Source organism: Pseudonocardia adelaidensis (assembly GCF_039543345.1).
Classification (GTDB): domain Bacteria; phylum Actinomycetota; class Actinomycetes; order Mycobacteriales; family Pseudonocardiaceae; genus Pseudonocardia; species Pseudonocardia adelaidensis.
In genome coordinates this window covers 71083-93235 of the sequence record NZ_BAABJO010000003.1, presented here as the reverse complement: position 1 = coordinate 93235, position 22153 = coordinate 71083, and the positions used below count along the sequence as shown (strand labels likewise).

25 protein-coding genes are annotated in these 22153 nt (G+C 71.8%); 11 read left to right on the top strand and 14 right to left on the bottom strand.

The annotated features are described in order from the left end of the window. Positions 1-33: 33 nt before the first annotated feature. On the bottom strand, positions 34-1380 hold the full coding sequence (gene phnA, locus ABEA81_RS04190) for a phosphonoacetate hydrolase (protein ID WP_345603416.1): 1347 nt from the start codon (positions 1378-1380) through the stop codon (positions 34-36). Between the two features lie 78 nt (positions 1381-1458). Here phnA and ABEA81_RS42515 point away from each other — a divergent pair, with 78 nt between their 5' ends. The 4 genes from ABEA81_RS42515 to ABEA81_RS04175 all read left to right on the top strand — a co-directional run bounded on the left by ABEA81_RS42515 (position 1459) and on the right by ABEA81_RS04175 (position 4474). Beyond that, positions 1459-1983, top strand: a complete 525-nt coding sequence (locus tag ABEA81_RS42515) for an NAD-dependent epimerase/dehydratase family protein (protein WP_425570439.1) — start codon at positions 1459-1461, stop codon at positions 1981-1983. 153 nt (positions 1984-2136) lie between these two features. Continuing rightward, entirely contained in the window at positions 2137-2367 is a 231-nt protein-coding gene (locus tag ABEA81_RS04185) for a hypothetical protein (protein ID WP_345603415.1), read from the top strand. A 28-nt stretch (positions 2368-2395) separates the two neighbouring features. Then, entirely contained in the window at positions 2396-3265 is an 870-nt protein-coding gene (locus ABEA81_RS04180) for an SAM-dependent methyltransferase (RefSeq protein WP_345603414.1), read from the top strand. A 3-nt stretch (positions 3266-3268) separates the two neighbouring features. Next, a complete protein-coding gene (locus tag ABEA81_RS04175) occupies positions 3269-4474 on the top strand; it encodes an FAD-dependent monooxygenase (RefSeq protein WP_345603413.1) in 1206 nt (401 codons plus the stop codon). Between the two features lie 92 nt (positions 4475-4566). Here the strand turns inward: ABEA81_RS04175 and ABEA81_RS04170 are convergent, their stop codons facing one another. Beyond that, positions 4567-4992, bottom strand: coding sequence for a DUF6069 family protein (locus tag ABEA81_RS04170; protein ID WP_345603412.1), 426 nt, complete (start codon positions 4990-4992; stop codon positions 4567-4569). A 213-nt stretch (positions 4993-5205) separates the two neighbouring features. Here ABEA81_RS04170 and ABEA81_RS04165 point away from each other — a divergent pair, with 213 nt between their 5' ends. Then, positions 5206-5853, top strand: a complete 648-nt coding sequence (locus tag ABEA81_RS04165; RefSeq protein ID WP_345603411.1) for a helix-turn-helix domain-containing protein — start codon at positions 5206-5208, stop codon at positions 5851-5853. Between the two features lie 52 nt (positions 5854-5905). Beyond that, entirely contained in the window at positions 5906-6442 is a 537-nt protein-coding gene (locus tag ABEA81_RS04160) for a dihydrofolate reductase family protein (RefSeq protein WP_345603410.1), read from the top strand. 290 nt (positions 6443-6732) lie between these two features. On the opposite strand, the gene ABEA81_RS04155 is transcribed toward ABEA81_RS04160, so the two are convergent. Then, entirely contained in the window at positions 6733-7068 is a 336-nt protein-coding gene (locus ABEA81_RS04155; RefSeq protein WP_345603409.1) for a hypothetical protein, read from the bottom strand. A gap of 231 nt (positions 7069-7299) precedes the next feature. Between ABEA81_RS04155 and ABEA81_RS04150 the strand changes: the two genes are divergently transcribed. Both ABEA81_RS04150 and ABEA81_RS04145 read left to right on the top strand, forming a co-directional pair. Further along, entirely contained in the window at positions 7300-8205 is a 906-nt protein-coding gene (locus ABEA81_RS04150) for an AraC family transcriptional regulator (RefSeq protein ID WP_345603408.1), read from the top strand. 178 nt (positions 8206-8383) lie between these two features. Beyond that, positions 8384-9412, top strand: coding sequence for an aldo/keto reductase (locus tag ABEA81_RS04145; protein WP_345603407.1), 1029 nt, complete (start codon positions 8384-8386; stop codon positions 9410-9412). 88 nt (positions 9413-9500) lie between these two features. Here ABEA81_RS04145 and ABEA81_RS04140 read toward each other — a convergent pair whose 3' ends face one another. The 3 genes from ABEA81_RS04140 to ABEA81_RS04130 all read right to left on the bottom strand — a co-directional run bounded on the left by ABEA81_RS04140 (position 9501) and on the right by ABEA81_RS04130 (position 10825). After that, positions 9501-9875, bottom strand: a complete 375-nt coding sequence (locus tag ABEA81_RS04140) for an ArsR/SmtB family transcription factor (RefSeq protein WP_345603406.1) — start codon at positions 9873-9875, stop codon at positions 9501-9503. Positions 9876-9897: 22 nt separating this feature from the next. Then, positions 9898-10254: a VOC family protein gene (locus ABEA81_RS04135; RefSeq protein ID WP_345603405.1), complete on the bottom strand. Its 357-nt coding sequence runs from the start codon at positions 10252-10254 to the stop codon at positions 9898-9900. 223 nt (positions 10255-10477) lie between these two features. Further along, on the bottom strand, positions 10478-10825 hold the full coding sequence (locus ABEA81_RS04130; RefSeq protein ID WP_345603404.1) for a maleylpyruvate isomerase N-terminal domain-containing protein: 348 nt from the start codon (positions 10823-10825) through the stop codon (positions 10478-10480). On the opposite strand from ABEA81_RS04130, the gene ABEA81_RS04125 reads away from it, so the two are divergent. Continuing rightward, positions 10817-10996, top strand: coding sequence for a CoA transferase (locus ABEA81_RS04125; protein ID WP_345603403.1), 180 nt, complete (start codon positions 10817-10819; stop codon positions 10994-10996). The two genes, ABEA81_RS04130 and ABEA81_RS04125, sit on opposite strands and share 9 nt — an antisense overlap. A 157-nt stretch (positions 10997-11153) precedes the next feature. Here the strand turns inward: ABEA81_RS04125 and ABEA81_RS04120 are convergent, their stop codons facing one another. The 5 genes from ABEA81_RS04120 to ABEA81_RS04100 all read right to left on the bottom strand — a co-directional run bounded on the left by ABEA81_RS04120 (position 11154) and on the right by ABEA81_RS04100 (position 15754). Then, the gene (locus tag ABEA81_RS04120) at positions 11154-11978 is read right to left on the bottom strand and encodes an ABC transporter ATP-binding protein (RefSeq protein WP_345603402.1); all 825 of its coding nucleotides are present in this window, start codon (positions 11976-11978) and stop codon (positions 11154-11156) included. A 1-nt stretch (position 11979) separates the two neighbouring features. Then, positions 11980-12771 carry an ABC transporter permease gene (locus tag ABEA81_RS04115; protein WP_345603401.1) on the bottom strand — a complete coding sequence of 264 codons (792 nt, stop codon included), beginning with the start codon at positions 12769-12771 and terminating at the stop codon, positions 11980-11982. Then, positions 12768-13625 (bottom strand): ABC transporter permease, encoded by an 858-nt coding sequence (locus ABEA81_RS04110; protein ID WP_345603400.1) that lies wholly within the window; start codon positions 13623-13625, stop codon positions 12768-12770. The genes ABEA81_RS04115 and ABEA81_RS04110 overlap by 4 nt, the downstream gene beginning before the upstream one ends. Continuing rightward, positions 13622-14620: an ABC transporter substrate-binding protein gene (locus ABEA81_RS04105; RefSeq protein ID WP_345603399.1), complete on the bottom strand. Its 999-nt coding sequence runs from the start codon at positions 14618-14620 to the stop codon at positions 13622-13624. The genes ABEA81_RS04110 and ABEA81_RS04105 overlap by 4 nt, the downstream gene beginning before the upstream one ends. Before the next feature lie 129 nt (positions 14621-14749). Next, positions 14750-15754, bottom strand: a complete 1005-nt coding sequence (locus tag ABEA81_RS04100) for a MarR family winged helix-turn-helix transcriptional regulator (RefSeq protein WP_345603398.1) — start codon at positions 15752-15754, stop codon at positions 14750-14752. A 138-nt stretch (positions 15755-15892) separates the two neighbouring features. On the opposite strand from ABEA81_RS04100, the gene ABEA81_RS04095 reads away from it, so the two are divergent. Both ABEA81_RS04095 and ABEA81_RS04090 read left to right on the top strand, forming a co-directional pair. Next, positions 15893-17839, top strand: coding sequence for an FAD-dependent monooxygenase (locus ABEA81_RS04095; protein WP_345603397.1), 1947 nt, complete (start codon positions 15893-15895; stop codon positions 17837-17839). After that, a complete protein-coding gene (locus tag ABEA81_RS04090; protein WP_345603396.1) occupies positions 17836-18771 on the top strand; it encodes an amidohydrolase family protein in 936 nt (311 codons plus the stop codon). Before ABEA81_RS04095 ends, ABEA81_RS04090 begins: the two co-directional genes overlap by 4 nt. Before the next feature lie 132 nt (positions 18772-18903). Here ABEA81_RS04090 and ABEA81_RS04085 read toward each other — a convergent pair whose 3' ends face one another. The 3 genes from ABEA81_RS04085 to ABEA81_RS04075 all read right to left on the bottom strand — a co-directional run bounded on the left by ABEA81_RS04085 (position 18904) and on the right by ABEA81_RS04075 (position 22033). After that, positions 18904-20079, bottom strand: coding sequence for an FAD-dependent monooxygenase (locus tag ABEA81_RS04085; RefSeq protein WP_345603395.1), 1176 nt, complete (start codon positions 20077-20079; stop codon positions 18904-18906). Between the two features lie 14 nt (positions 20080-20093). Then, entirely contained in the window at positions 20094-21479 is a 1386-nt protein-coding gene (locus ABEA81_RS04080) for an aminomethyl transferase family protein (protein ID WP_345603394.1), read from the bottom strand. 377 nt (positions 21480-21856) lie between these two features. Next, positions 21857-22033, bottom strand: coding sequence for a hypothetical protein (locus ABEA81_RS04075; protein ID WP_345603393.1), 177 nt, complete (start codon positions 22031-22033; stop codon positions 21857-21859). Positions 22034-22153: the final 120 nt, after the last annotated feature.

The window sequence follows — 22153 nt, the reverse complement described above, 5'->3', positions numbered from 1 at the left end:
CCTTTGCAGCGTCTGGTCGGCGTCGCCGCCGGGTCAGCGGGTGGCGGCCGTCACGGCGGCCTCGGACCGGTGCTGGGCGAGCCAGGTCGTCGCGACCCAGAACGCGTCGTAGTTGTGCACCAGCGCGGAACCGCCGGGCACCAGGTCGGGCGCCGGTAGGGCCCTGTTGACGAAGAACGGGATGTCCCGCTCGCCGAGCGCGCCGTGCGAGCGCAGCGGGGCGTCGAGCTGGCCGAGGTCGTGCCAGGCGGCGAAGCGCCCGAGCGCGGTCGTCTTCTCGGCCAGCACGACGAGGTCGCCGATGCGGTCGGCCGGCAGCTCGTAGCGCTCGGCCGCGGCGGCGCGGTCCAGCACCTCGGCCACCCCGTCGAGCGCGCGGAGCCCGGCGGCCACCCGGTCGCGGTCCGCGCCGTCGGGCAGGTGCACGCTGGCGAACGAGCCGAGCGCGCCGTGGTGCACGGTGTACGGGTCGGTGATCGGAAGGATCACCCGCAGGCCCTCGATGGGGGTGTCGACCCCGGCCAGGATCTGCTCGGTCTCCTCCTCGACGAAGATGACCCGCGGCGTCCCGTCCGGGTGCGACTTGGGGCTCATCCCGTGGTCGGCGGTGATGACCACGACCGCGCCGAGCGCGTCCAGCGCGGCCGCATAGCCGTCGACCATCGCGTAGAACGCGTTGGCCGGCTCCGAGCCGGGGGCGTGCTTGTGCTGGATGTAGTCGGTCAGAGACAGGTACATCAGGTCCGGGCGGCGCCGCTCGAGCAGCCGCACCCCGGCAGCCAGCACGAACTCCGACAGGTCCTGCGAGTACACGCTCGGCAGCGGCAGCCCGACGTACTCGAGCACGTCACCGAGCCCGTTCTCCGCCTCCGTCGCCTCGTCCGCCTTCTCCGCGGAGAAGCAGATCCCGCGGCGGGCCGGTGCGCGGCCCGCGGTGCCGTCCGGGTACGGGCCGTCCTCCACCAGGCCGGCGCCCAGCAGCCGGCGCAGCTTGTTCTTGGCCGTGACCACCGCGACGTCCAGGCCGGCCTCGTTGGCGGCGGCGAAGAGCGTCGGGATCCGCAGGAAGCGCTTGTCGTTCATCAGCACCTCGGTGCCGGTCGCGACGTCGTAGATGTAGTTGCCGCTGATCCCGTGGAAGCGGGGCGCGCGGCCGGTGGCGATCGAGACGTTGTTCGGGTTGGTCAGGGCCGGCATCGCGCAGTGCGCGGGCCACGAGCTCAACCGGTCGCCGAGCACCGAGGACAGCCACGGCATCCGGCCCGCCCGCATCGCCTCGACGTGGTAGTCCGGCTCGCTCCCGTCGATGCAGATCACCACGACCGGGTCCGGTGATGCGGCGTAGTCGCGTCCGTTCGCGCTGAAGGACCTCGGGGACATGAGCGCTCCTCGTTCGACGGCTCTCGGTTGCGGCCATCGTGAGCGGGCGGCCCGGCGCCAGGAACGCGGCAATCCCCTATGGGACGCATAACCTCCTGCGGTGGAGGGCGGCGTCGCCGTTGGCGTTCTGCACGTCGAACGCCACCTGTCGCGGAGCCGCTGAGGAACGTCCTGGTACCCCTCGAGGCCGGGAACCCGGCCGTCCGCCATCACGATGCGTCCGTCGACCATGACCTGGTCCAGGTCCTCGGGCTCCGCGTAGTAGACGATGTTGCAGACCGGGTCGCGCAGGCGCGTCATGAACGGACTGTCCGTCCGCCAGAACAGCAGGTCGGCCTTGCAGCCGGCGGCCATCCCGACCGAGAGCTCGCCGATCCGGCCCTGTTCGTCGAGGTCAACATCGGCGGCACGACGCACGTCCTCGACGCCGCCCGCCGGACGAGCTCGGTGGGCCGGTGCATCGTCATCAGCAGCGGAGCGGTCTACGGGGCCGGAACCGTGGACGGGCCCGACCCGCAACCCGAGAGCGCCCCGGCCCGGCTGCGTCCGGCCTCTAGGTCGGAGAGGACGCGGAGATCGCCAGGCGGACGTGCACGGTGGTGATGTCCTCGGCCTCAGCTCGGCCAGTTCCCCGGCGCGTCGGCAAGGCGGCGCCGGGCAGGGCCGGCACGCCGCACCGCCGGACCGTGACGTCGCGGTGGACGAGGTAGGTTCCCGTTCGCCTCGCTCGCTCTACCCAGCCCGGAGGAGAACGTGGTGACCACCGAAGACGATGTTTGCCGCTATACCGGGACGACGGACTGGCAGGAGGTCCACGAACGCGTCCTCGCCGCGTTCGCCAAGGGCTGGGACACGCCCGAACCGCGTGCGTGGGACAGCCTCATGGCGGAGAACATCGAACTCAACCAGCCGCTGACGCAGCCCGGCACGACCCGACGGACGTGGCACGACGAAGCACAGCGCATCGTGACACTCCTTCACCGTTGATCATCCCCCGCCCGAGGAGGCCGCACCCGTGAACGACAGGTCGGCGAGCGCGCAGACCGCACTCGGCCCGATGGTGATCGCGGCAGCGGAGCGGTACACGCCCCGGCGGCAGCGGCTCCTCGACGACGAGCTGGCCGTGCGGTTCCTCCCACCCGCCGGACGGTGGATCGTGCGGGCCTGCCGCTGGCAGCCGGTGCGCGACCTGCTGGTACGCGTGACGGAGCGGTCCGCGCCCGGGCTGTGGGGCAGCATGCTGTGCCGCAAGCGGTACGCCGACGACGCGGCTGCCGACGCGCTCGCCGCCGGCATCGAGCAGGTCGTGATCCTCGGCGCGGGCCTGGACACCAAGGCGTGCCGGCTGGTCGCACCGGCCGGAGCACTCGCGTTCGAGCTGGACCAGCGCGCCAACACCGACGACAAGCTGCGTCGGTTGCGGGAGATCTACGGGCAGGTCCCGGAGCGGGTCCGGGTGATCCCGGTGGACTTCGAGGGCGACGACCTGGCCGCCGTCCTGGCCGCGTCCGGGTTCGACAGCGGCCGGCCCGCGCTGTTCGTCTGGGAAGCGGTCACCCAGTACCTCACGGAGGAGTCCGTCCGCGCCACGTTCGCGTACCTGGCCAAGGCCCCCGCGGGCAGCCGGCTGATCTTCACCTACGTGCGCGCCGACTTCCTGGACGGCACGAACTCCTACGGTGCCGGGCGGCTGCGCCAGCGGATGACCGGACTCTGGAAATGGGGCATCGCCCCACCGGACGTCGCCGCGCTGCTGCGGGAGTACGGCTGGGTCGAGCGGGAGCAGGTCGGCCCAGCGGAGTACGCGGCGCGCTACCTCCGACCTGCCGGACGCGACATGCCGGTCAGCGAGATCGAGCGGTTCGTCGGCGCGGAGAAGGTGTGACGGGTGCGGGTCCTCGTGTCGGGCGCGAGCATCGCGGGTCCCGTCCTCGCCTACTGGCTGAGCCGCTACGGGTACGCGGTGACCGTGGTCGAGCGCGCACCCGCGCTGCGCAAGACCGGTGGCCACCCGGTCGACCTGTTCCGCCCCGCGATGGAGATCTCCGAGCGGATGGGGGTGCTCCCACGCATCGAGGAGCTCGCCACCGGCACGAACCGGCTGGTCGTCACCAGGGAGGGCGCCGCGGGACCGGTCGCGATCGACCTCACCAGGGTGTTCAGCGCGGCCTCGGACCGGCACGTCGAGATCATGCGCGACGACCTCAGCGAGATCTACTACGACGCCGCCCGCGACGACGTGGAGTACGTCTTCGGCGACTGGATCACGGCGATCTCCCCCGCGGGCGAGGTGACCTTCGAGAAGGGCGCGCCGCGCCGCTTCGACCTCGTGATCGGCGCCGACGGCCTGCACTCCGGCGTCCGCAGGCTCGTCTTCGGCGACGACGTGCGCCACACCCACCTCGCGGGCGCCTACATCTCCGTGCTGTCGGTCCCGAAGGAGCTCGCCACCGACGGGGAGATGCGCATGCACATGGGGATCAGGCGCGAGGCCGCGGTCTACGGCGCCCGGCACCTGACCGATGCCCGAGCGGGGTTCCTGTTCCGCAGCGACCGCGATCTCGACTACGACCACCGCGACGTACGGCGGCAGGAGCAGCTGCTGCGCCAGACCTTCGCCGGGATGCACCCGGACGTCGACCGGTGGCTCGACGAGCTGGAGCGCACCCCGGCGTTCTACTTCGACTCCATCACCCAGTTGCGGCTCGACTCCTGGTCGCAGGGCCGCGTGACGCTCGTCGGCGACGCCGGGTACTGCCCCGGGCCAGCGGTCGGCGGCAGCACCAGCCTCGCCGTCCTGGGCGCCTACGTCCTCGCGGGCGAGCTGGCCGCCGCCGGCGGCGACCACGAGCGCGCCTATCCCGCCTACGAGCAGGAGATGGGTGAGCTCGTCCGGCGCAGCCGCGCGTTCGCCCGAGGCGTCGCCAGAACGCTCATCCCCACCTCGGCACTGGGCGCCCGCGCGCTGGTGGCGGGCGCGCGCCTGCTGTCCGCCCTGCCCACGCCGGTCGGCCGCGCCATCGCCAAGGCCAACAACAAGGGCCTGCGCCTGCACGACTCGATGCGCGTCAAGGACTACCCCCCGGGCGTGTGAGCGAGCCTCAGGTATCGAGGCGAGCCCCCGAGAAGGGCGTCATGGACCACGAGACCGGGAACAGCGGCTTCGTACAGCGGTTCCGGTACGGGTCAGGCACGCAGTCGGCGGGCGACCGCGGGAATGACGATCCCGGCGGCCACCAGGTGCGTCACCATCAAGAGGATCTTGGTGGTGGCGGCGGCGTCGACGAGCACATCCGGCACCAGGGAGAGCACGGTGAGCGCCACGGTGGCGCGGATCCAGGTGCTGCGCGGCTGCCGCGCGAACCGGCGCAGGCCCACGGCGATGAGCAGGCCGATGAGCGAGAACATGACGGTCAGGGTCGCGAAACCGGACGCCGGGATCGGCGCGCCGGAGATGTCGGTGCTGATCCCGACCGCCTGACCGACGCCGGCGACGGCCGTGGTGGCGATCGCGGCGAGGACGGTGGCGACGGCCCCGCCCCGCAGCAGCGATCCGACGGTCGGAACGGACGAGGTGGTAGGGGTGGCGGTGGTGATGATGGTGGCGGACACGGTGACCTCCGGTGGTGGACCGACCGGCTCCGTGCCGGTCTCTCACCAATCAGACTCGCGACCCGGCCGGAACTCATCGCAGCTCGACGGGACCTGCGGGAGCTGCCCTCCAGTTCGACTCGCCGCGGACCGCGCTCGCCTCGAGGGCTCGCCCGCGGTTGAGTAGCCGGTGTGGGACTGAGCTTCGACGCCGTCTCAGGACCGAGCGGGCGGTTGGACCGCATCTGGTCGGCGGCATGTGACGGCCCGACCGAGTTCAGCTCGATCGCGAAGGTCAACCCGATGATCGCGTTCGCGCGGATCAGGGGTATCACGACGGTGCACCTGCGCGGGCCGGAGACGCGGGCGACGCCGGCGACGTGCCCGTCCGGTGCGGAGTTCTTCGGAGCCGAGCTGCGCATCGGCGCGTACCTGCCGATGTTCTCTCCCGCCCGCATCGCCAACCTGCAGGACGGGATCCTGCCGACCTTGCCGGATGGTCGGATCCTGATCGACAACCGGGGCTGGGAGATGCCGACACCGCAGAACCTCGACGTCTTCGTCGACCGCCTGGAGCGCGCGGGCCTGCTGGTGTTCGACCCGCTGGTCGAGGAGCTCCGGAACGTCGGCACCGTCCGCAACGTCCCAGAGCGGACGGCGCAGAGCCGGTTCGTCCGCGCCGTCGGGCTGCCGCGGCGCAAACTGCAGGTCATCGAGCGGGCACGGCGCGCCGCCGGGCTGTTGAGGGCGGGTGTGTCGATCGGGGACGTGGTCCGCGACGCCGGCTACTACGACCAGCCGCATCTGACCAGGGCGCTTCGGCAGCTGATCGGCCAGACGCCCGCCGAGCTCGCGCGGGGTGCGCGGTTCCTCGCCCTGTGATCTGCGGTTCGGTACAAGACAACCGCGATCTCCGCCGGTTGGATCCACGGCCATGAGGAAGCTGGTCGAATCGACGTACCTCTCACTCGACGGAAAGGTCGACGGCGAGAACTTCTGGGCCGCCCAGATGCAGTACCGGGACACCTACGACGAGCACGCCGCGAGGCTGCTGGAGCCCGCCACGGCGCTCGTACTCGGCAGGGCGACCTTCGAGGTCTTCGCAGCGACGTGGCCCGGCCAGACCGGCGAGCTGGCCGACAAGCTCAACGCGATGCCGAAGTACGTCGCCTCACGCACGCTGACCGACGCCCGCTGGAACGCCGAGATCCTCCAGGGCGATGCCGTGAAGGAGGTCGCCAAGCTCAAGGAGTCCGGCGATGGCACGCTGCTGAAGTACGGCACCGGTCCGCTGAGCCGGGCCCTGCTCGAAGCCGGGCAGCTCGACGAACTGCACCTCTGGGTGTTCCCCTTCATCGTGGGCTCCGGGGAGGCACTGCTGCCCGGGATCACGACCACCCACCTGGACCTGGCGGACGTGACCGAGCTCGGCAATGGCTGTGTGGTGCTGACCTACACGCCCAAGAGGTAGACCCCACCCAGGGCAGCCGCGTACGGGGAGGTCCCGACGTCCGATCCTCGTGCTCTCTACCCCGACGAGAACAGTGACAGCGCGGAGAAGCTACAAGTGCTGGCCTCGCTGACCGCGTCAACGGCGACCGACGAAGCACCATGCGGGCAACTGCCGGTACCCGGCCACGGAGGTCTCCGTCGGCACGAGGCCCAGCAGTTCCCGTGGCCATCCACTCGGGAGTCCGGGGGAATCGTGCGCCGGTCGGAGCCCCGCAACACGCAACTTCAACAGGAGAGCATTCGCTCGCGTCAACGGGGCGCCTGGATGTCGTCGGTGCGGTAGGTCAGCAGCGTTGTGGGCGCGTGATCGGCGAACCCGAACACCCACACCGCACGCTCGGCGCGCGCGGAGACGATGGTGTCGCTCGCCTCGTACGAGGGCACCTGCTCCTCCAGCTGGAAGGCACAGATCATCGCGTTCCAATCCGTCAGGTAGTCCTCGTCCGGGCCGAACACCATCCGGCGCACGGTGGAGCTCGAGCTCCTCGACGACACCTGCAGGGAAAGGCGCGTCGCCGGCCGCGCCTGCGCACCAGCGATCCCGGCGAGCAGCGTGGACGCCGGACCGATCCGCGACGCGAGCACATCGTCACCCGGGCGGGACCATGATCGGAGGATGAGGGACGGGCCGGTGGGACCGAGGCGACCTGGGGTCGTCCGTTCCCCGAGCCCGCAGCACCATGCGCTGCGCTCCCGGCTCGTCGGAACCCTTCGTTGGTTCCGCCGGTCCCACGCCTTGTGACAGAACTCGCGCGTTCTTGCACAATCCTCTTGCCGTCGACGGTCACCGGTGGATCGTGTGCTGGAATCTGTGACATGTCGCTGGACCAGCTCCGCGATCTGCTGGACCGCCATGTGCGCCCCGACGGGACTACCGCTATCGACGGCGTGCGGATCTGCAGGGCCGACCACGCCATCGGACCGGAGACCGCGATGTCCGGCACCGTGTTGGCGATCATCGCCCAGGGTCACAAACGACTCGCACTGGGCGACCGCGTGGTGGAATACGGCGCAGGCCAGTACCTCGTCGCTTCGGTTGATCTCCCGCTGAGCGGCCACTTCGTCGACACGGTGCCGGGCGAGGCGTCGCTCGGCTTCGGGATGACCCTGGACCCCGCCGCCATCGCGGAGCTACTGCTGGCGGCCGGACCCGGTGACCTGCCGCGGACTCCCAGCGGCCCAGGACCGGGAATCGCCGTCAGTGACGCCCCGGACGAGTTGCTCGACGCCGTCGTGCGGCTGCTGCGCCTGCTCGACCGGCCACGGGACCGGAAGGCCCTGGCCCCGTTGTTCGAGCGCGAAATCCTCTGGCGGTTGATCACCGGGGAACAAGGAGCCGTCGTGCGCCAACTCGGCCTGGCCGACAGCAGCCTGAGCCACATCAGACGTGCGGTGAGCTGGATCCGGGACAACTACTCCAAACCCTTCCGGGTCGAGGAAGTGGCACAGCTTTCGGGGATGAGCGTTTCCGCTTTCCACCGGAACTTCCAGGCCGTGACCGCGATGACCCCGATCCAGTTCCAGAAGCACATACGGCTGCAGGTGGCCAGGCTGCTGCTGGCGAACCGCCCGCGCGACATCACCAGTGTCAGCCAGCGCGTCGGATACGACAACCTCTCCCAGTTCAGCCGGGAATACCGCCGCCAATTCGGCGTCCCGCCCAGCATCGACGCGGTCCGCATGCGCGACCAGGCGGGTGCAGTCGTCGCGGTGCTGCCATGAAGATCTGAGCGAAGAGGATTGTGCAAGGAAGCGCGACCATCGTGCTAGCGGTCCGGCGGCGGCGCTGCTTACCTGGAGATACCGGAACATCACACTGCTTCCGGACGATCGGCAAGCGCACGAGACTTCGCGTTGATCGTTCACCAAGACGCACAGAACGAGTCCGAGGACACGACCCATGAAGTACCGCACGCTGGGCCGAACCGGGATCCGGGTCAGCCCCTACTGCCTGGGCGCCATGATGTTCGGGCGCATGGGAAACTCCGACCACGACGAGTCGGTTCGCATCATCCACAAGGCCCTCGACGCGGGGATCAACTTCATCGACACTGCTGACGCGTACTCCCTGGGCGAATCCGAGGAGATCGTCGGAAAGGCCCTCAAGGGTCGCCGCGACAACATCGTCCTCGCCAGCAAGGCACATCTGCCGATGAGCGATGATCCCAACCACCAGGGGAATTCACGACGCTGGATCATCTCCGAGGTCGAGAACTCCCTGCGACGCCTGCAGACCGACCACCTCGACCTGTACCAGGTCCACCGCCCCGACCCGAATACCGATATCGAGGAGACACTGTCGGCCCTGTCCGACCTGATTCACGACGGAAAGGTCCGCGCCATCGGCACGTCATCCTTTCCCGCCTCGGACATCGTCGAGGCACAGTGGGTCGCCGAGCGTCGTGGCCTCGAGCGCTTCCGGACCGAACAACCGGCGTACTCGATCATCAACCGCAGCATCGAACGCGAGGTGCTGCCGGTCTGCCAGCACTACGGCATGGGCACCCTGGTCTGGAGTCCCCTGGGCCAGGGCCTGCTCACCGGCCGGTTCCGGAAGGGGAAGCAGTCCGGCAGCCACCGCTACGGCCTGATGCCGCACCACTTCGACGTCGAACGCAAGCTCGACGTCGTCGAACAGCTCATCCCGCTCGCCGAGACGGCGGGCCTGCCGATGACCCACCTCGCGATGGCGTTCGCGGTCGCCCACCCCGGCGTCACCTCGGCCATCATCGGACCCCGCACCATGGAACAGCTCGACGACCTGCTGGCCAGCACCGACGTCACCCTGGACGACGAGATCCTCGACCGGATCGACGAGATCGCCCCGCCCGGTACCGACGCCGGCCCCAACGAGGTGACCTACGCACCGCCGCCCGTCACGACCGTGAGCCTGCGTCGCCGGCCGGTCGGAGAACGCTCCGCAGCATGAGCGACAGCCGCACGGGGGCCCGTCATTCAGGCCGTTCGCCCCCTTCACCTGGCAGCAGGCCCGTTGCCCGATCCTGGACGTGCCGCCCTCATCGCCGAGGGGCCGGGTCCCGGCCACGTCGAGGTTGATCGCCGGTTGATCGGCGCGACGGCGAATGATCGACGACGCCGATGTCCACGTTGTGCAGCCACAGGCCGAGCCCACCGACGAGTCGGTCGCGGCACACCGCGTACAGCCGCTCCCGCCCCGACCTGCGAACCGTGATCAGCCCCGACTTGACGAGGACGGCGAGATGACGGGTCGTCGTGGGCCAGCTCTGCTCGAACCGAGCTGCGAGATCACCAGCGGTCGTCTCACCACGCTCGTGCAGCACCAGAATTATCTCGCGCCGGGTGGGGTGCGCGAGAGCACCGAAGACCACATCGAGCTCGCCGAGTTCCCGAACGATCCGACTTCGGCTCATCGACTACCGCGCAAGCGCCGCGTCACCCCCGAGTGTGATCGGGCGAGGGATGCCTCGGTTCGTAGAGCCCGAGCTCTCCTCCGCCGGGGACGCGCATCGAGGTCATGAGCCCCCAACCCGCGTCCTCGACGGGTCGGGCGAACTCCACGCCTTTGCGCTCCAGTTCCTTGACGGTCGTGTGGATGTCGTCGCACATGAGGTACAGCTCGTGCGCGCCAGCACCCTCCGTCGGATGGACCGCCAACTCGGCGGGTGGCAGGGCGAAGATGGGCCAACCGCCTCCCGCGTCGACCGAGTCGAACTCCAGCACATCCCGGAAGAAGGCACGCAGAGCGTCCGCCCCGCCCGTGTAGATGATCGCGTGTACCCCGCTGATCACGATCGCTCTCCTGCCCTCGAATTATCTAGCAACTTTGCTAACTATATGCCGTCAGACACCACAGCCGCCAATGGACGCGACTACCCGGCTCGCCGGACCTGGTGGTCGTGCATCGACGGCAGCGGGCCCACGTGCTGGACGCGCTGCCCGGCACCGCCGAGAAGATGGCGCCGCCGTCCTCTGGCTGCGCAGCCCTGCCGCACGCTTCGTCGTCGGCGGCGCCCTACCCGAGGGCGACCCGCCCGGGCAGCGTGGCCCACGGCAGGGTGACCAGGCGATCGAGCTTCTCGTCGTCGGCCCGGACCCGCTCGGCCGCACCGCGGGCCAGGGTGAAGGCACCGACCCAGCCGTCGTCGTCGATGCTGTCGATCACGTCGGGTACATCGCGCGCGTCGACTCCGGCGCCGACGCGGGCGATCTTGTGAACCACGCCGACCCCGTGCCCGAGCAGCGCCCGGACGTCGTAGTCGGCGCAGGGAGTGCGGTTGCTCAGCTCGTCGGGCCGAACCGCCGCGATCTGTTGCTCGGTCTGATCCAGTGACCGGACGAAGAGCGGACGGAGGTGGACCACCCCAACGCCGGAACGCTCGAGCTGATCGGCTGCCCGGTCCGGCTCTCCGAGACCCCGTGGCGACTGCGGCACGCACCGCCGACCGTCGGTCAGCACACCACCGAGATCCTCTCCGAGGTGCTGGACGCGGACCGGCTGGCGGCCCTGCGGGCCGAAGGCGCGATCGCCTGAGGGCACCGCCGTCCCACCTCCCCGACGGCGCGATGCCGGCGGGGGAAGTGGGCGCTCGGCTCCTCTCGAGGCGAACACCTACGAGGCATTGCATCGACGACGCCGCACGCAAGACCCCGACCTCGACGACCAGCCCGTCACCCCGATCTCCGATCGCCTACGACGACCGATCCAGTTCGGACTTGCCCGTCCGGTCGACGTGCGGCCAGGACGAGGCGGTCGGCCGCGTGATCAGCTTCGCCACCTCGGTGCGCAGCTCGGCGAACCGGGGCAGGCCCTTCGTGCTGACCTGACCACGCGGGCGCGGCAGGTCGACGTCGATCACGTCGACGACCACCGAGGGCCGGTTGGACAGCACCACGACGCGGTCACCCAGGTAGACCGCCTCGTCGATGTCGTGGGTGACGAGCAGGACGGTCAGCCCCGCGTCCTGCCGGATCCGCAGGACGAGGTCCTCGAGGTCGGCGCGGGTCTGGGCGTCGACCGAGGCGAACGGCTCGTCCATGATGAGGAACTCGGGCCGGTAGGCGATGGCGCGGGCGATCGCGACCCGCTGCTGCATGCCGCCGGACAGCTGCCACGGGTAGCTGTCGGCGAAGCCGTCGAGGCCGACCTGGCGCAGCGCCACGTCGACGGCACGCCGGCGCTCGCCCCGGTCGCGGATGGTGTTGCGCAGCGGCAGCTCGACGTTGCGCCCAACCCTCGACCACGGCATCAACGAGCGGCTGTAGTCCTGGAACACGCACGCGACCTCCTGCGGCGGGGCGTCGACCACCGTGCCCGTGCCGGTCAGGACCACCGACCCGCCCGAGCGGGGCAGCAGGCCGGCCAGGCAGCGCAGCAGCGTCGTCTTGCCGGCGCCCGACGGCCCGACGACGGTGACGAACTCCCCGCGCGCGACGGTGAAGGACACGTCGCGGAGCACCTCGAGCGGCGCGCCCGCGGTCGGGTAGCTCTTCTGCAGGTTCTCGACGGTCAACACGTCAGTCCTCCCGGGCGTGCGAGTACCAGCGGAGCAGCCGCCGCTCCGCCAGGGCGAACAGGACGTTGACCGCCACGCCGAGGATCCCGAGCAGGAGCATGCCCGACCACATCAACGACACCCGGAAACTCTGCTGGGCGATGAGGGTGACGAACCCGATGCCGTTCGTGGCCGCGATCAGCTCGGTGACGATCATCATGACGAAGGCGACGCCCAGCGCGACGCGGACACCGGCGACCACCTGGGGGGCCGCGGCCGGCAGCTGCACGCGGAACAGGCGCTGGCGGCGTGTGAGCCGGTAGGAGCGCGTGACGTCCTCCAGCACCGGGTCGACGCCCCGCACCCCGTCGATCGTGTTCAGCATGACCGGGAAGACGGTCACGAACGCGATCAGCAGGATCTTGGGGACGTTGCCGATGCCCAGCACGGCGATGCTCACCGGCACCAGCGCGGTGGCCGGGAGCGCCCGGCCGAACTGCAGCACCGGGTTGAGGGCGTGCGCCAGCAGGGGCAGGCGCCCGAGGAGGGCGCCCAGGCCGACGCCCACTACGACGGCCGCGCCGAAGCCCGCGAGCATCCGTCCGAGGCTCGGGAGCACGTCGGAGACGACGCGGTCACCCAGCCAGTGCTCCGCGAAGGTCGCCAGGATCCGCGACAGCGGCGGGAAATACGGCGAGGTGCTCGCGGCCGAGGCGAACCACCACACGACGACGATCGCCGCCGGCACGAGCAGCGGGACGAGCACGCGTGCGGCCGCGCGCCCCCGCCCGCCGACGGCTTCCGCGGCCGTCACGTCCAGGTCTCCCGGTAGGAACTGTGCCAGTGCAACCGGCGGCGCTCCACCGCCCCGAGTACCGCGTTGAGGACCACGCCGACCAGGCCCACGACGGCGACGAGGGCGTACATCTGCGGGTAGACGGCGTTGGCCGCGTAACGCGCGATGTCGCGGCCCAGGCCGGGAATCGCGGTGATGAGCTGGACCGCGACGACCACGACCAGCGCGTGCGACGCGGAGATCCGCAGGCCCGTGGCGACGAACGGGGACACGGCCGGCAGCACGACGTGCGCGAGCCGCTGGTGTGGCCGCAGGCCGAAGACCCGTGCGGTGTCGGCGAGGACCGTGGAGATGCCGGCCACGCCGTAGTAGGCCTGGAACAGCATCGGCCACACCGTGCCCAGCGCGGCGAGCAGGAACGCCGTCCGCGGCGTCGCCCCCATCAGGAGGACCAGGACGGGCAGGTACACGACCGCCGGGATGAAGCGGAGGAAGTCCAGGACGTGGTGCGTGAGCCGGTACAGCACCGGGACCGCGCCGAGCGCCAGCCCGGCCGATACCCCGACGACGACCCCGATGAGCAACCCGATCCCCACCTGCGCGAGGGTGGCGCCGAGGCTGGCCGCGAACGTGGCCGTGGGCACGAGCTGCCAGCCCGCGGCGATGACCTCGGTGACCGGTGGGACCTCCTCGGGCAGCGCCCCGGTCCGGCTCAGGATCTCCGCCACGGCGAGGAGCGCGACCGTGGTGGCCCACGGCAGGACGGCCACCAGCACCCGCCGCCCCCGCCCGGGGGCCGCGCCCCGTGGCCGCGGGTCGGATTCCGGAGCGGTGGCGGAGACGCCGGTGCGCGGCGTGAGCGCGGAGGTCACGGCACGATCAGCTCCTCGAGTCGTGGGGCGGAGTCGAGCACGCCGTACCGGACGAGGAAATCGGCTTCCTCCTGCACGGCGTCGCGGTCGATCTCCGCGGAGTACAGCGGCAGCGGGGCGCTGCCCACGAGCTCGGCCTTCGCGCCGGTCTGCTCGATGATCTGGGCGCGGGTCTCGTCGGGATGGGTGTTGGCGTACTCCGCCGACCGCTGCAGCGCCCGGCGCCACCGCCCGACGATCCCGGGGTTGGCGTCGACGAACTGCCGGGACATGGAGAACACCGTGTTGCCGTTCTCCGGGTCGTCGTAGGCGGTCGCGGGCGAGTCGCCGATGTCGCGGTAGCCGTCGCGCCGCAGCCCCGTGGCGAACGGTTGCACGGTGCTGATCGCGTCGACCCGCTCCTCCCGCAGCGCGGTCACCGCGTCGGGGAACGGGAGCTGGACCATCTCCACCGAGTCGGGGTCGCCACCGTCGCGCGCCACGGCCTCGCGGATCCACAGCTCCCAGCAGCACTGCAGGGAGTTGACCGCGACCAGGCGGCCGGAGAGATCGGCGAAGCGCTGGATGTCGCTGCCTCCGGGCACCATCGTCTGGTACTGCGGGCCGGCGGGGTCGGCGCGGTCGTTGACCGACCCGGACACGATGACGACCGGGATGCCCTCGGAGACCGCGGTGATCGTCGCCGAGATGCCACCCAGCACCACCTGCTGCTGGCCGTTGAGCACCTGCGGGATCCCGGCGGCACCCGACGCCGCGTAGGTGATGGTCAGGTCGATGCCCTCGGCAGCGAAGAAGCCCTTCTCGGCACCGAGGATGAGCGCGGTGGACGACTGGGACGCCGCGACGCCCGCGGTCATCTCGACCAGCCCGTCGCCGTCGCGGTCAGCCGCGGCCGGCGCGTCGGCGCCGGACGCGCAGCCGACGGCCGACACCAGCGCGAGCGCGAGGGCGAACCCCGCGGACACGGTGCGGCGCCTTCGCCGTGTGAGCAGCAACGTCCGCTCCTCCGGTTCTCGGTGTCGGACTGCGTTTAGTACGTATACCGACGTTGTGCCCGGACCACAACCGTCGGACGGCGCGGCACGCGTTTGAACCGGCCCGGCAAACCCGGCTCCCCAGGGGTGTCAGGCCCTCCCCCGGTCGGGCCGCCCCCGGTAGGCGACGACCTGCAGCAGGTCGACCAGCCGCGCCCCCTCGGCCACCGTCAACGGGGTGACGAGGTCGCGCTGCACCCGCTCGACGGCGGGCGTGAGCTCGTCGAGGACGCGGCGCGCCAGGTCGGTGAGGACGACCAGCTTGCGGCGACGGTCACGGTCGTCCGGGATCCGCGCGACGAGCCCGCGGCGCAGGAGGCGGGCGATGATGTCGGCAGTGCTCGACTTGTCCAGTGACGCCAGGTCCCCGGCCGTGCTCTGGTCGACGGGCGCGTTCCAGGCGAGCCCGCTGAGCAGGCCGTACTGGGACGGCGTGAGCGCGGCACCGACCCGGCGCGCCCAGGCGGCCCCGTGCAGCTGCTCGCTGCGCCGCAGCAGGTGACCGGGCGTGACCGGCATCTGGAGGGCGCGCGCGGTGCCCGGCTCCGCCGACACGGCCGGTGGATCCCCCGCGTACGCGACCCGGGCCAGCGCCTTGGTGAACCAGCCGCGGTCCTGCGCGGCCAGCGGCTCGAGGAGCCGCACCTGCACGGTGGCCGCCTTCGGCGTCATGTACTCCAGCGCGGCCCGGGCCGGAGCGGTGAGCGAGAGCAGGTAGCGCCGCCCGTCCGACGGATGCCGCTGCCGGTGCAGCCAGTCGTTGCGCTCCAGCCGGGCGATCACGTCCGCCGCGGTCGACTTGTCGAGCGAGGCCAAGCGGCCGGCCGTGCCCTGGTCGACCACCGGCCCCTGCGTGAGCGCGCTGAGCAGGGCGTACTGCGGGCCGGTCAGGTCGCCGGCGAACTCGTCGCTCCACAGCGCGGTGTGCACCTGCTGCGCGCGGCGCAGCAGGTGACCCACCGTCGTGTCGAGCGGGAGCGCCGCGCCCGCGGAGGTGGTGCTCGGGCCCGCGAGCGACCCTTCGGATCTGATGCTCGGGCCCGCGACCGACCCTTCGGTCGTCGGGCGGGCGGGGCGCGCCGCGGAGGCCGACATCCCGCCCACCTCCCCAGGACTCACCGGACTTCTCGCTCCGGGCAACGCTAGCCCAGCGCCCGCGCCACCGGTCGGACTCGCCACACAGTACGTATACGGAGTATTATCGCACTTCGCGTGATGCGAGGAGGGTCTCCGGTGCAGTTCCACCTGAACGGCTTCCAGCCCGGCGACCCCGAGGTCGCACCATTCGCCTCCCGGCGCGATGTGGACGCCGGCGGCGAGCTGCCGCCCGAGGTGGACGTCCTCGTCGTCGGCTGCGGCCCGGCCGGCCTGGTGCTGGCGGCGCAGCTGTCGGCCTTCCCCGGCGTCACCACGCGGATCGTCGAGCGCAAGGCGGGCCCGATCGAGCTGGGCCAGGCCGACGGTCTCGCCTGCCGGACGGTGGAGATGTTCCACGCCTTCGGGCTGGCCGAGCGGCTGCTGCGCGAGGCCTACTGGGTGAACGAGACCAGGTTCTGGCGCCCCGATCCGCACGACCCGGCGCGCATCGCCCGCACCGGCTGGATCCAGGACGTCGAGGACGGGCTCTCGGAGTTCCCGCACGTGATCCTCAACCAGGCGCGGGTGCACGCCCTGCTGCTCGACGCGATGCACCGCTCGCCGAGCCGGATGGCGCCGGACTACGGCCTGGAGGTCGCCGACCTCGTCGTGCCAGAGGACCCCGCGGCGCGCGTCGAGGTCGTGCTGCGCCGGACCGGCACCGATCGCGCCGGCGAACAGGTGCGGGTCCGGGCCCGGTACGTCGTCGGCTGCGACGGTGCGCGCAGCACCGTGCGGCGCGCGATCGGCCGCACGCTGAGCGGCGACTCGGCCAACCAGATCTGGGGCGTGATGGACCTGCTGGCCGTCACCGACTTCCCGGACGTCCGGTGCAAGTCGGTGATCCAGTCCGAGCACGGCAACATCGTGCTCATCCCGCGGGAGGGCGGCTACCTCGTGCGGTACTACATCGAGATGGGCGAGCTGGCGCCCGGCGAGCGTGCCGCGGGCCGGCGGATCGGCGTCGACGACATCGTCGCGGCGGCCCGGCGCATCCTGCACCCGTACACGCTCGAGGTCGGCGACGTCGTCTGGTGGTCGGTCTACGAGATCGGCCAGCGGCTCACCGACGGGTTCGACGACGTGGCCGGCACCGGGCGCGCCGACCGGCCGCCGCGCGTCTTCATCGCAGGCGACGCCTGCCACACCCACAGCCCGAAGGCCGGCCAGGGCATGAACGTGTCGATGCAGGACGCGTTCAACCTCGGCTGGAAGCTCGCCGCCGTTCTGGAGGGCCGTGCGGCGCCGGCGCTGCTGCACACCTACTCCGCGGAGCGCCAGGCGGTGGCGCAGCAGCTGATCGACTTCGACCGCGAGTGGGCGGCACGGCACAGCGCCCACGCGCAGGCCGGCAAGGCCGCGCAGGCGGGGTTGGAGGACCTCTACACCGAGCAGGGCCGCTTCACCGCCGGTGTGGCCACGCGCTACGGGCCCTCGCTCGTCCGGGGCGGGACCGAGCACCAGGGGTTGACCTCCGGGTTCGTCGTCGGCACGCGCTTCCACTCCGCCCCCGTCGTCCGGTTCGCCGACGCGCGGGCGATGCACCTCGGGCACGTGGCGCAGGCCGACGGCCGGTGGCGGCTCTACGCGTTCGCCGACCGGGACGGGGTCGGGCCCGGGTCGCGGCTGCGCGGGCTGTGCGCCTTCCTCGCCGAGGACCCGTGCTCGCCGGTCCGCGTCCTCACCGACCCGGGCGCCGACGTCGACGCCGTGCTCGACCTGCGCGCCGTCGTGCAGCAGGGGCACCACGACCTCTCCCCCGCCGACGTGCCGACGCTGCTGCGGCCGCGGAAGGGCCGCTTCGGGCTGGTCGACCAGGAGAAGGTGTTCTGCCCCGACCCCCGGCCGGGCCAGGACGTGTTCGCCCTGCGCGGCGTCGACCGGGAGCGGGGCTGCCTCGTGGTCGTGCGCCCCGACCAGTACGTGGCCCACGTCCTGCCGCTGGACCACCACGACGCGCTCACCCGGTTCCTCACCGCGGTCCTGCGGCGACCCGAGCCGCCCGCCGAGCCCGTCGCCGACGTCGATCGGAGCGCATCGTGACCGCCGGACGGATCGACACCCACGTGCACTACGTGCCCCCCGCCTACCGCCGCTACCTGGCGCAGGAGGCGTTCTTCGGCGGGCAGGCCACCCCCGCCTGGAGCCCCGCCGCGGCGCTCGACGAGATGGGCGTCCTCGGCGTGCAGACCTCGGTCCTCAGCGTGGGCCGACCGGGGTTCTGGTTCGGCGACGTGGGCAGGGCCGCGGGCATGGCGCGGGAGGTCAACGAGTACGCCGCCGACCTCGTGCGCGAGCGGCCCGACCGGTTCGGGTTCTTCGCCGCGCTGCCGCTGCCGGACCTGGACAGCGCGCTCGCGGAGGTCGCGCACGCCTACGACCACCTGGGTTGCGACGGGATCGTGTTGCTCGCCAACAACGACGGCACCTACCTCGGCGACCCGCGGCTCGACCCGCTCATGGCCGAGCTGGACCGGCGCGGGGCCGTCGTGTTCGTGCACCCCAACGCGCTGCCGGCCACGCCGGTGCCCGACGTGCCCGTCTTCGTCGCCGACTTCCTGCTCGACACCACCCGCGCCGCGCTCAACCTGGTGCGGCACGGCGTGCTGCGCCGCTTCCCGCGGATCACGTTCATCCTGGCCCACGGAGGCGGCTTCCTGCCCTACGCCGCCCACCGCGTCGCGAGCCTCACGCCGATGGCCGACACCGGCGCGGTGGACCGGGCGCGGTTCCTCGACGACTGCGCTGACTTCTACTACGACACCGCACTGACCGCGAGCGCGCACAGCCTGCCGAGCCTGCTCGCGTTCGCCCGGCCCGGACACGTCCTCTACGGCAGCGACTGGCCCTACGCCCGCGAGGACAACTCCGAGTACTTCACCGCGCAGCTCGACGCCTGCACCGACGACGAGCAGGTGCGCGCTTCGATCCACCGGGGCGCGGCCGAGCGGCTGTTCCCGCGCCTGCGTCGCTGACCGGCCCGCGTGACCGGCGCAAGGCCCCGCACGAGCCGCCCAGGTGGAGCGAACGGCACCCTCGCACACCAGGTGCGAGCGATCGTGCCGTTCGCCCACCCGTGCCCGGCGACCCGGTGAAGGTGCGTGGCCCTATGCGGGTACGCGGTCGACAGCGGCGAGCACGTCGTAGTCGTAGAGCTGCTTGCGGTACTCGACGTGGGCGCGCATCTCCGCGTCGCGCACCGCCAGGTCGGCGTAGGCGGAGTCGTACCGCAGCCCGTTCTCCCGCGCGCCGCGCTGCACCTGCGCGACCCGGTCGAGCCGCAGCCGCTCGTAGGCCCGCAGGGCGGCCGGCGCGCCGGCGCGCCCGGCCCGGGCGAGCAGCGCGGCGAGCGCCATGCCGTCCTCCATCGCCTGGTTGGCGCCCTGCCCGAGGTGCGGCAGCATCGGGTGGGCGGCGTCGCCGAGCAGGGCGAGGCGGCCCGACACCCAGCGCGGCAACGGGTCGCGGTCGTAGAGCCCCCACCGCAGCGTGGCCTCGACGTGGGCGAGCAGCTCGCCGATGCGCGGGTCCCAGCCGGCGAACTCGCGGCGCAGCCGGTCGGGGTCACCGGGCAGCGACCACGACTCCCGCATGGCCTCGTCAGCGGGGACGAAACCGACGTAGTTGATCAGCCGACCGGAGCGCACGGGGAAGGTCAGGAAGTGCCGGCCCGGGCCGAGCCACATGTTCCAGCCGTCGGTGGGCCAGTCGGGCACCGCCTCGTGCGGGACGAGGCCGCGGTAGGCGACGGCCCCGGAGAACACCGGCTCCGACGGCGGCACGACGTGGTGGCGCAGCGCCGAGTGGATGCCGTCGCAGGCGATCGTCACGTCGCCCTCGACCTCGGTGCCGTCCTGGAACTCGACCCGCACCCGGTCGCCTGCAGCGGCGAACCCGACGCAGCGCCGATCGGTGTGCACGACCCCGTCGGGCAGCCCGTCGGCGAGCAGGGCGACGAGGTCGGCGCGGTGCATCCCCACCGCGCACAGCGGACCGGTCGACCCGGTGAGCTGCACGCCGGCGATCTCCGTGCCGTCCTCGCGGTGGTAGCGCGAGCCGGGCCCGACGTGCCCGGCGGCCCGCGCGACCGCCTCGCCCAGCCCGACGCGCTCCAGGTGGCGCAGGCCGTTGGGGGTGAGCCACACCCCGGCGCCGATCTCGCCGAGCGCGCGCGCCTGCTCGTACAGGGTGACCGGAATGCCGCGGGCAACCAGTGCGTGCGCGGTGAACAGGCCGGCGATCCCGCCGCCGACGATGACGACCTCGGGTGCGGGATCGACCACCTGTTCCCCCTCGTTCAGCGGCGGGCAGACGCGATCGGCGCCGGCGCGACGGTGGCCCGGACGGTCGTCTGGCGGTGCCGCTCGACCTGCGGTTTGCGGGACCCGCCGTCGGGCTCGCCCCAGACGATCTCGACCTCCTCGCCCGGCGCTGCGTGCTCGACGTCGATCATCGCCAGGGACAGCAGCCGGCGCTCGTTGACGGTGTAGCCGGTCTTGGTGGCCAGGCCGATCAGCCGCCCGCCCGCGGTGCGCACCTCGTCGCGGTGCTGCACGTTGCCGTAGTCGCACACCGGCAGGTCGAGGTGCTTGTACGGGGTGCCCGGCTCGAACTGCGAGCGCAGGACGCGCAGCACGTCGTCGGTGTTCCACACCAGCGTCACTCGCGTGCGCGGAGGCCGCTTCGCGACCTCCTGCAGCGCGGCGCGACCGATGAAGTCGTGGTCGAAGTGCACGAGCTTGCCGTAGCCGAGGTCCCACGGGGTGACGTAGTAGTCCTCGATGTCGGTCGGGCGGAAGCTGCCGGCGAGCTGGAACCGGCCCTCCCATGACGTGGCGGGTAGCCACTCGCGGTAGCGCCGCAGGTCCTCGCCGGTGTAGACGCCGGGCAGGGGGTAGGCCATCCACCCGCCCTCGAAGCTCGCGCTGTAGTACGCCTTCGTCCCGCCCTGGAGCAGGCCATGGCGCTCCCCGGCGGCCAGGATCGCCCCGCGGACGGTGTCGGCGTGCTCGAAGGGCCCCGAGATCTCGACGCCCCGGTGCCCGGACATGCTGTGCCGCAGCACGATCACCTCGACCCCGGCGATCGTCAGCCGGGCGGTGCGGAAGAAGCCGATCTCCGGGGGCCGGCCGTCGACGACCTCGTCGAAGATCGCGCCCGCCTGCGGGCCGTCGAGCTGGTAGCGGAACCTGCGCCGGCGCCCCGTCGGGTTGTCGGAGGTGTTGTTGTCGCGCTCCAGCGACACGTCCCAACCGCCGGTCTGCGCCTGGTACTCGACCCAGTTGAGCAGCGGCGTGCTGGACACCAGCTCGTAGCCACCACCGCCGAGGTCGTAGAGGATGCAGTCACCGATCACGTGCCCGCGCTCGGTGCACCCGATGAACTGCTTCGCCCGGCCGTCGCCGAGGTTCGAGAGGTTGTTGACCCCGATCCGGTCGAGCAGCGCCAGCGCGTCGGGTCCCGACACGAACAGCTCCGGCATGTGGTGGCTCTGGTCGAACAGCACCGCGGTCTCCCGCCAGGACCGCTGCTCGTCACGCCAGTTCGTGAACTCCTGGCGGACCGGCGTCAGGTCGGGACGCCCGCGGCTGTGCGCGCCGGGCGAGTCGTTGTAGAGGAAGTCCACCAGGTCGCCCCGGTCGATGAGGTCCTGCAGGGAGACGACGTCCGTCGCGACGCTCACGGTGTTTCCTTTCCGACCGATGCGAGTACACGGAACATCGCCCTGACGCCTTGGTTCGCAGGCCTGAGGTCCGATCCGGGGACCGTCCGCGGCACACCGTCCGTATACATACGATTGGATGCTCGCCGCAACCAGCGCGGATGTCAAGCTGCCCTGCACCCCCGTTCACACCGCCGCGTGGTCGTCGGTTCGAGGTCGACGGCGTCGAACGCGAAGGCACCGCCGCGGTGGGCCATCTCGGCCACCTCAGCCGGCAGTCAACGCACTTCGGTCACGTCGACGGAATCGTCGGTGCCCGACCCGCGGTCGGCGAGCAACTCCGCGAGCGGTGGGGCCCGGGCGGGGTCGGCGCGCCCAACCGGTCGACAGCCGTTCGGCTACTGAACGGCGTGGCAACCGCGGTCCGGGCCGGGCGCCGCGTCACCGTCCAGGCGGACGACCTCCAGCCGGCCCTGCGCGCCGGGTGGACGGCGCTGATCACCGGCGCCGCCGAGGTGATCGAACAGGGGCGCGAGGCCGACCGGCTCGGCGCCCTCGTCCGGCCGTGGGCCCACGGCGCCAGGCCGATCATCGTGCGCGCACGGGCCGACCAGACGAGCGGACGGCGCCTCCTCCCGCATCGGGGGCGGTCGACGTCGTCCGGGCGCCGCACACCGACAGCGACCGCTGACCGG

Coding starts and splice junctions, on each gene's coding strand:
- ABEA81_RS04140 (WP_345603406.1), bottom strand. CDS start 9,875: ATGAGCCGAAGTCGGATCGTTCGGGAACTCGGCGAGCTCGATGTGGTC.
- ABEA81_RS04160 (WP_345603410.1), top strand. CDS start 5,906: ATGAGGAAGCTGGTCGAATCGACGTACCTCTCACTCGACGGAAAGGTC.
- ABEA81_RS04100 (WP_345603398.1), bottom strand. CDS start 15,754: ATGTCGGCCTCCGCGGCGCGCCCCGCCCGCCCGACGACCGAAGGGTCG.
- ABEA81_RS04150 (WP_345603408.1), top strand. CDS start 7,300: ATGTCGCTGGACCAGCTCCGCGATCTGCTGGACCGCCATGTGCGCCCC.
- phnA (WP_345603416.1), bottom strand. CDS start 1,380: ATGTCCCCGAGGTCCTTCAGCGCGAACGGACGCGACTACGCCGCATCA.
- ABEA81_RS04145 (WP_345603407.1), top strand. CDS start 8,384: ATGAAGTACCGCACGCTGGGCCGAACCGGGATCCGGGTCAGCCCCTAC.
- ABEA81_RS42515 (WP_425570439.1), top strand. CDS start 1,459: ATGGGACGCATAACCTCCTGCGGTGGAGGGCGGCGTCGCCGTTGGCGT.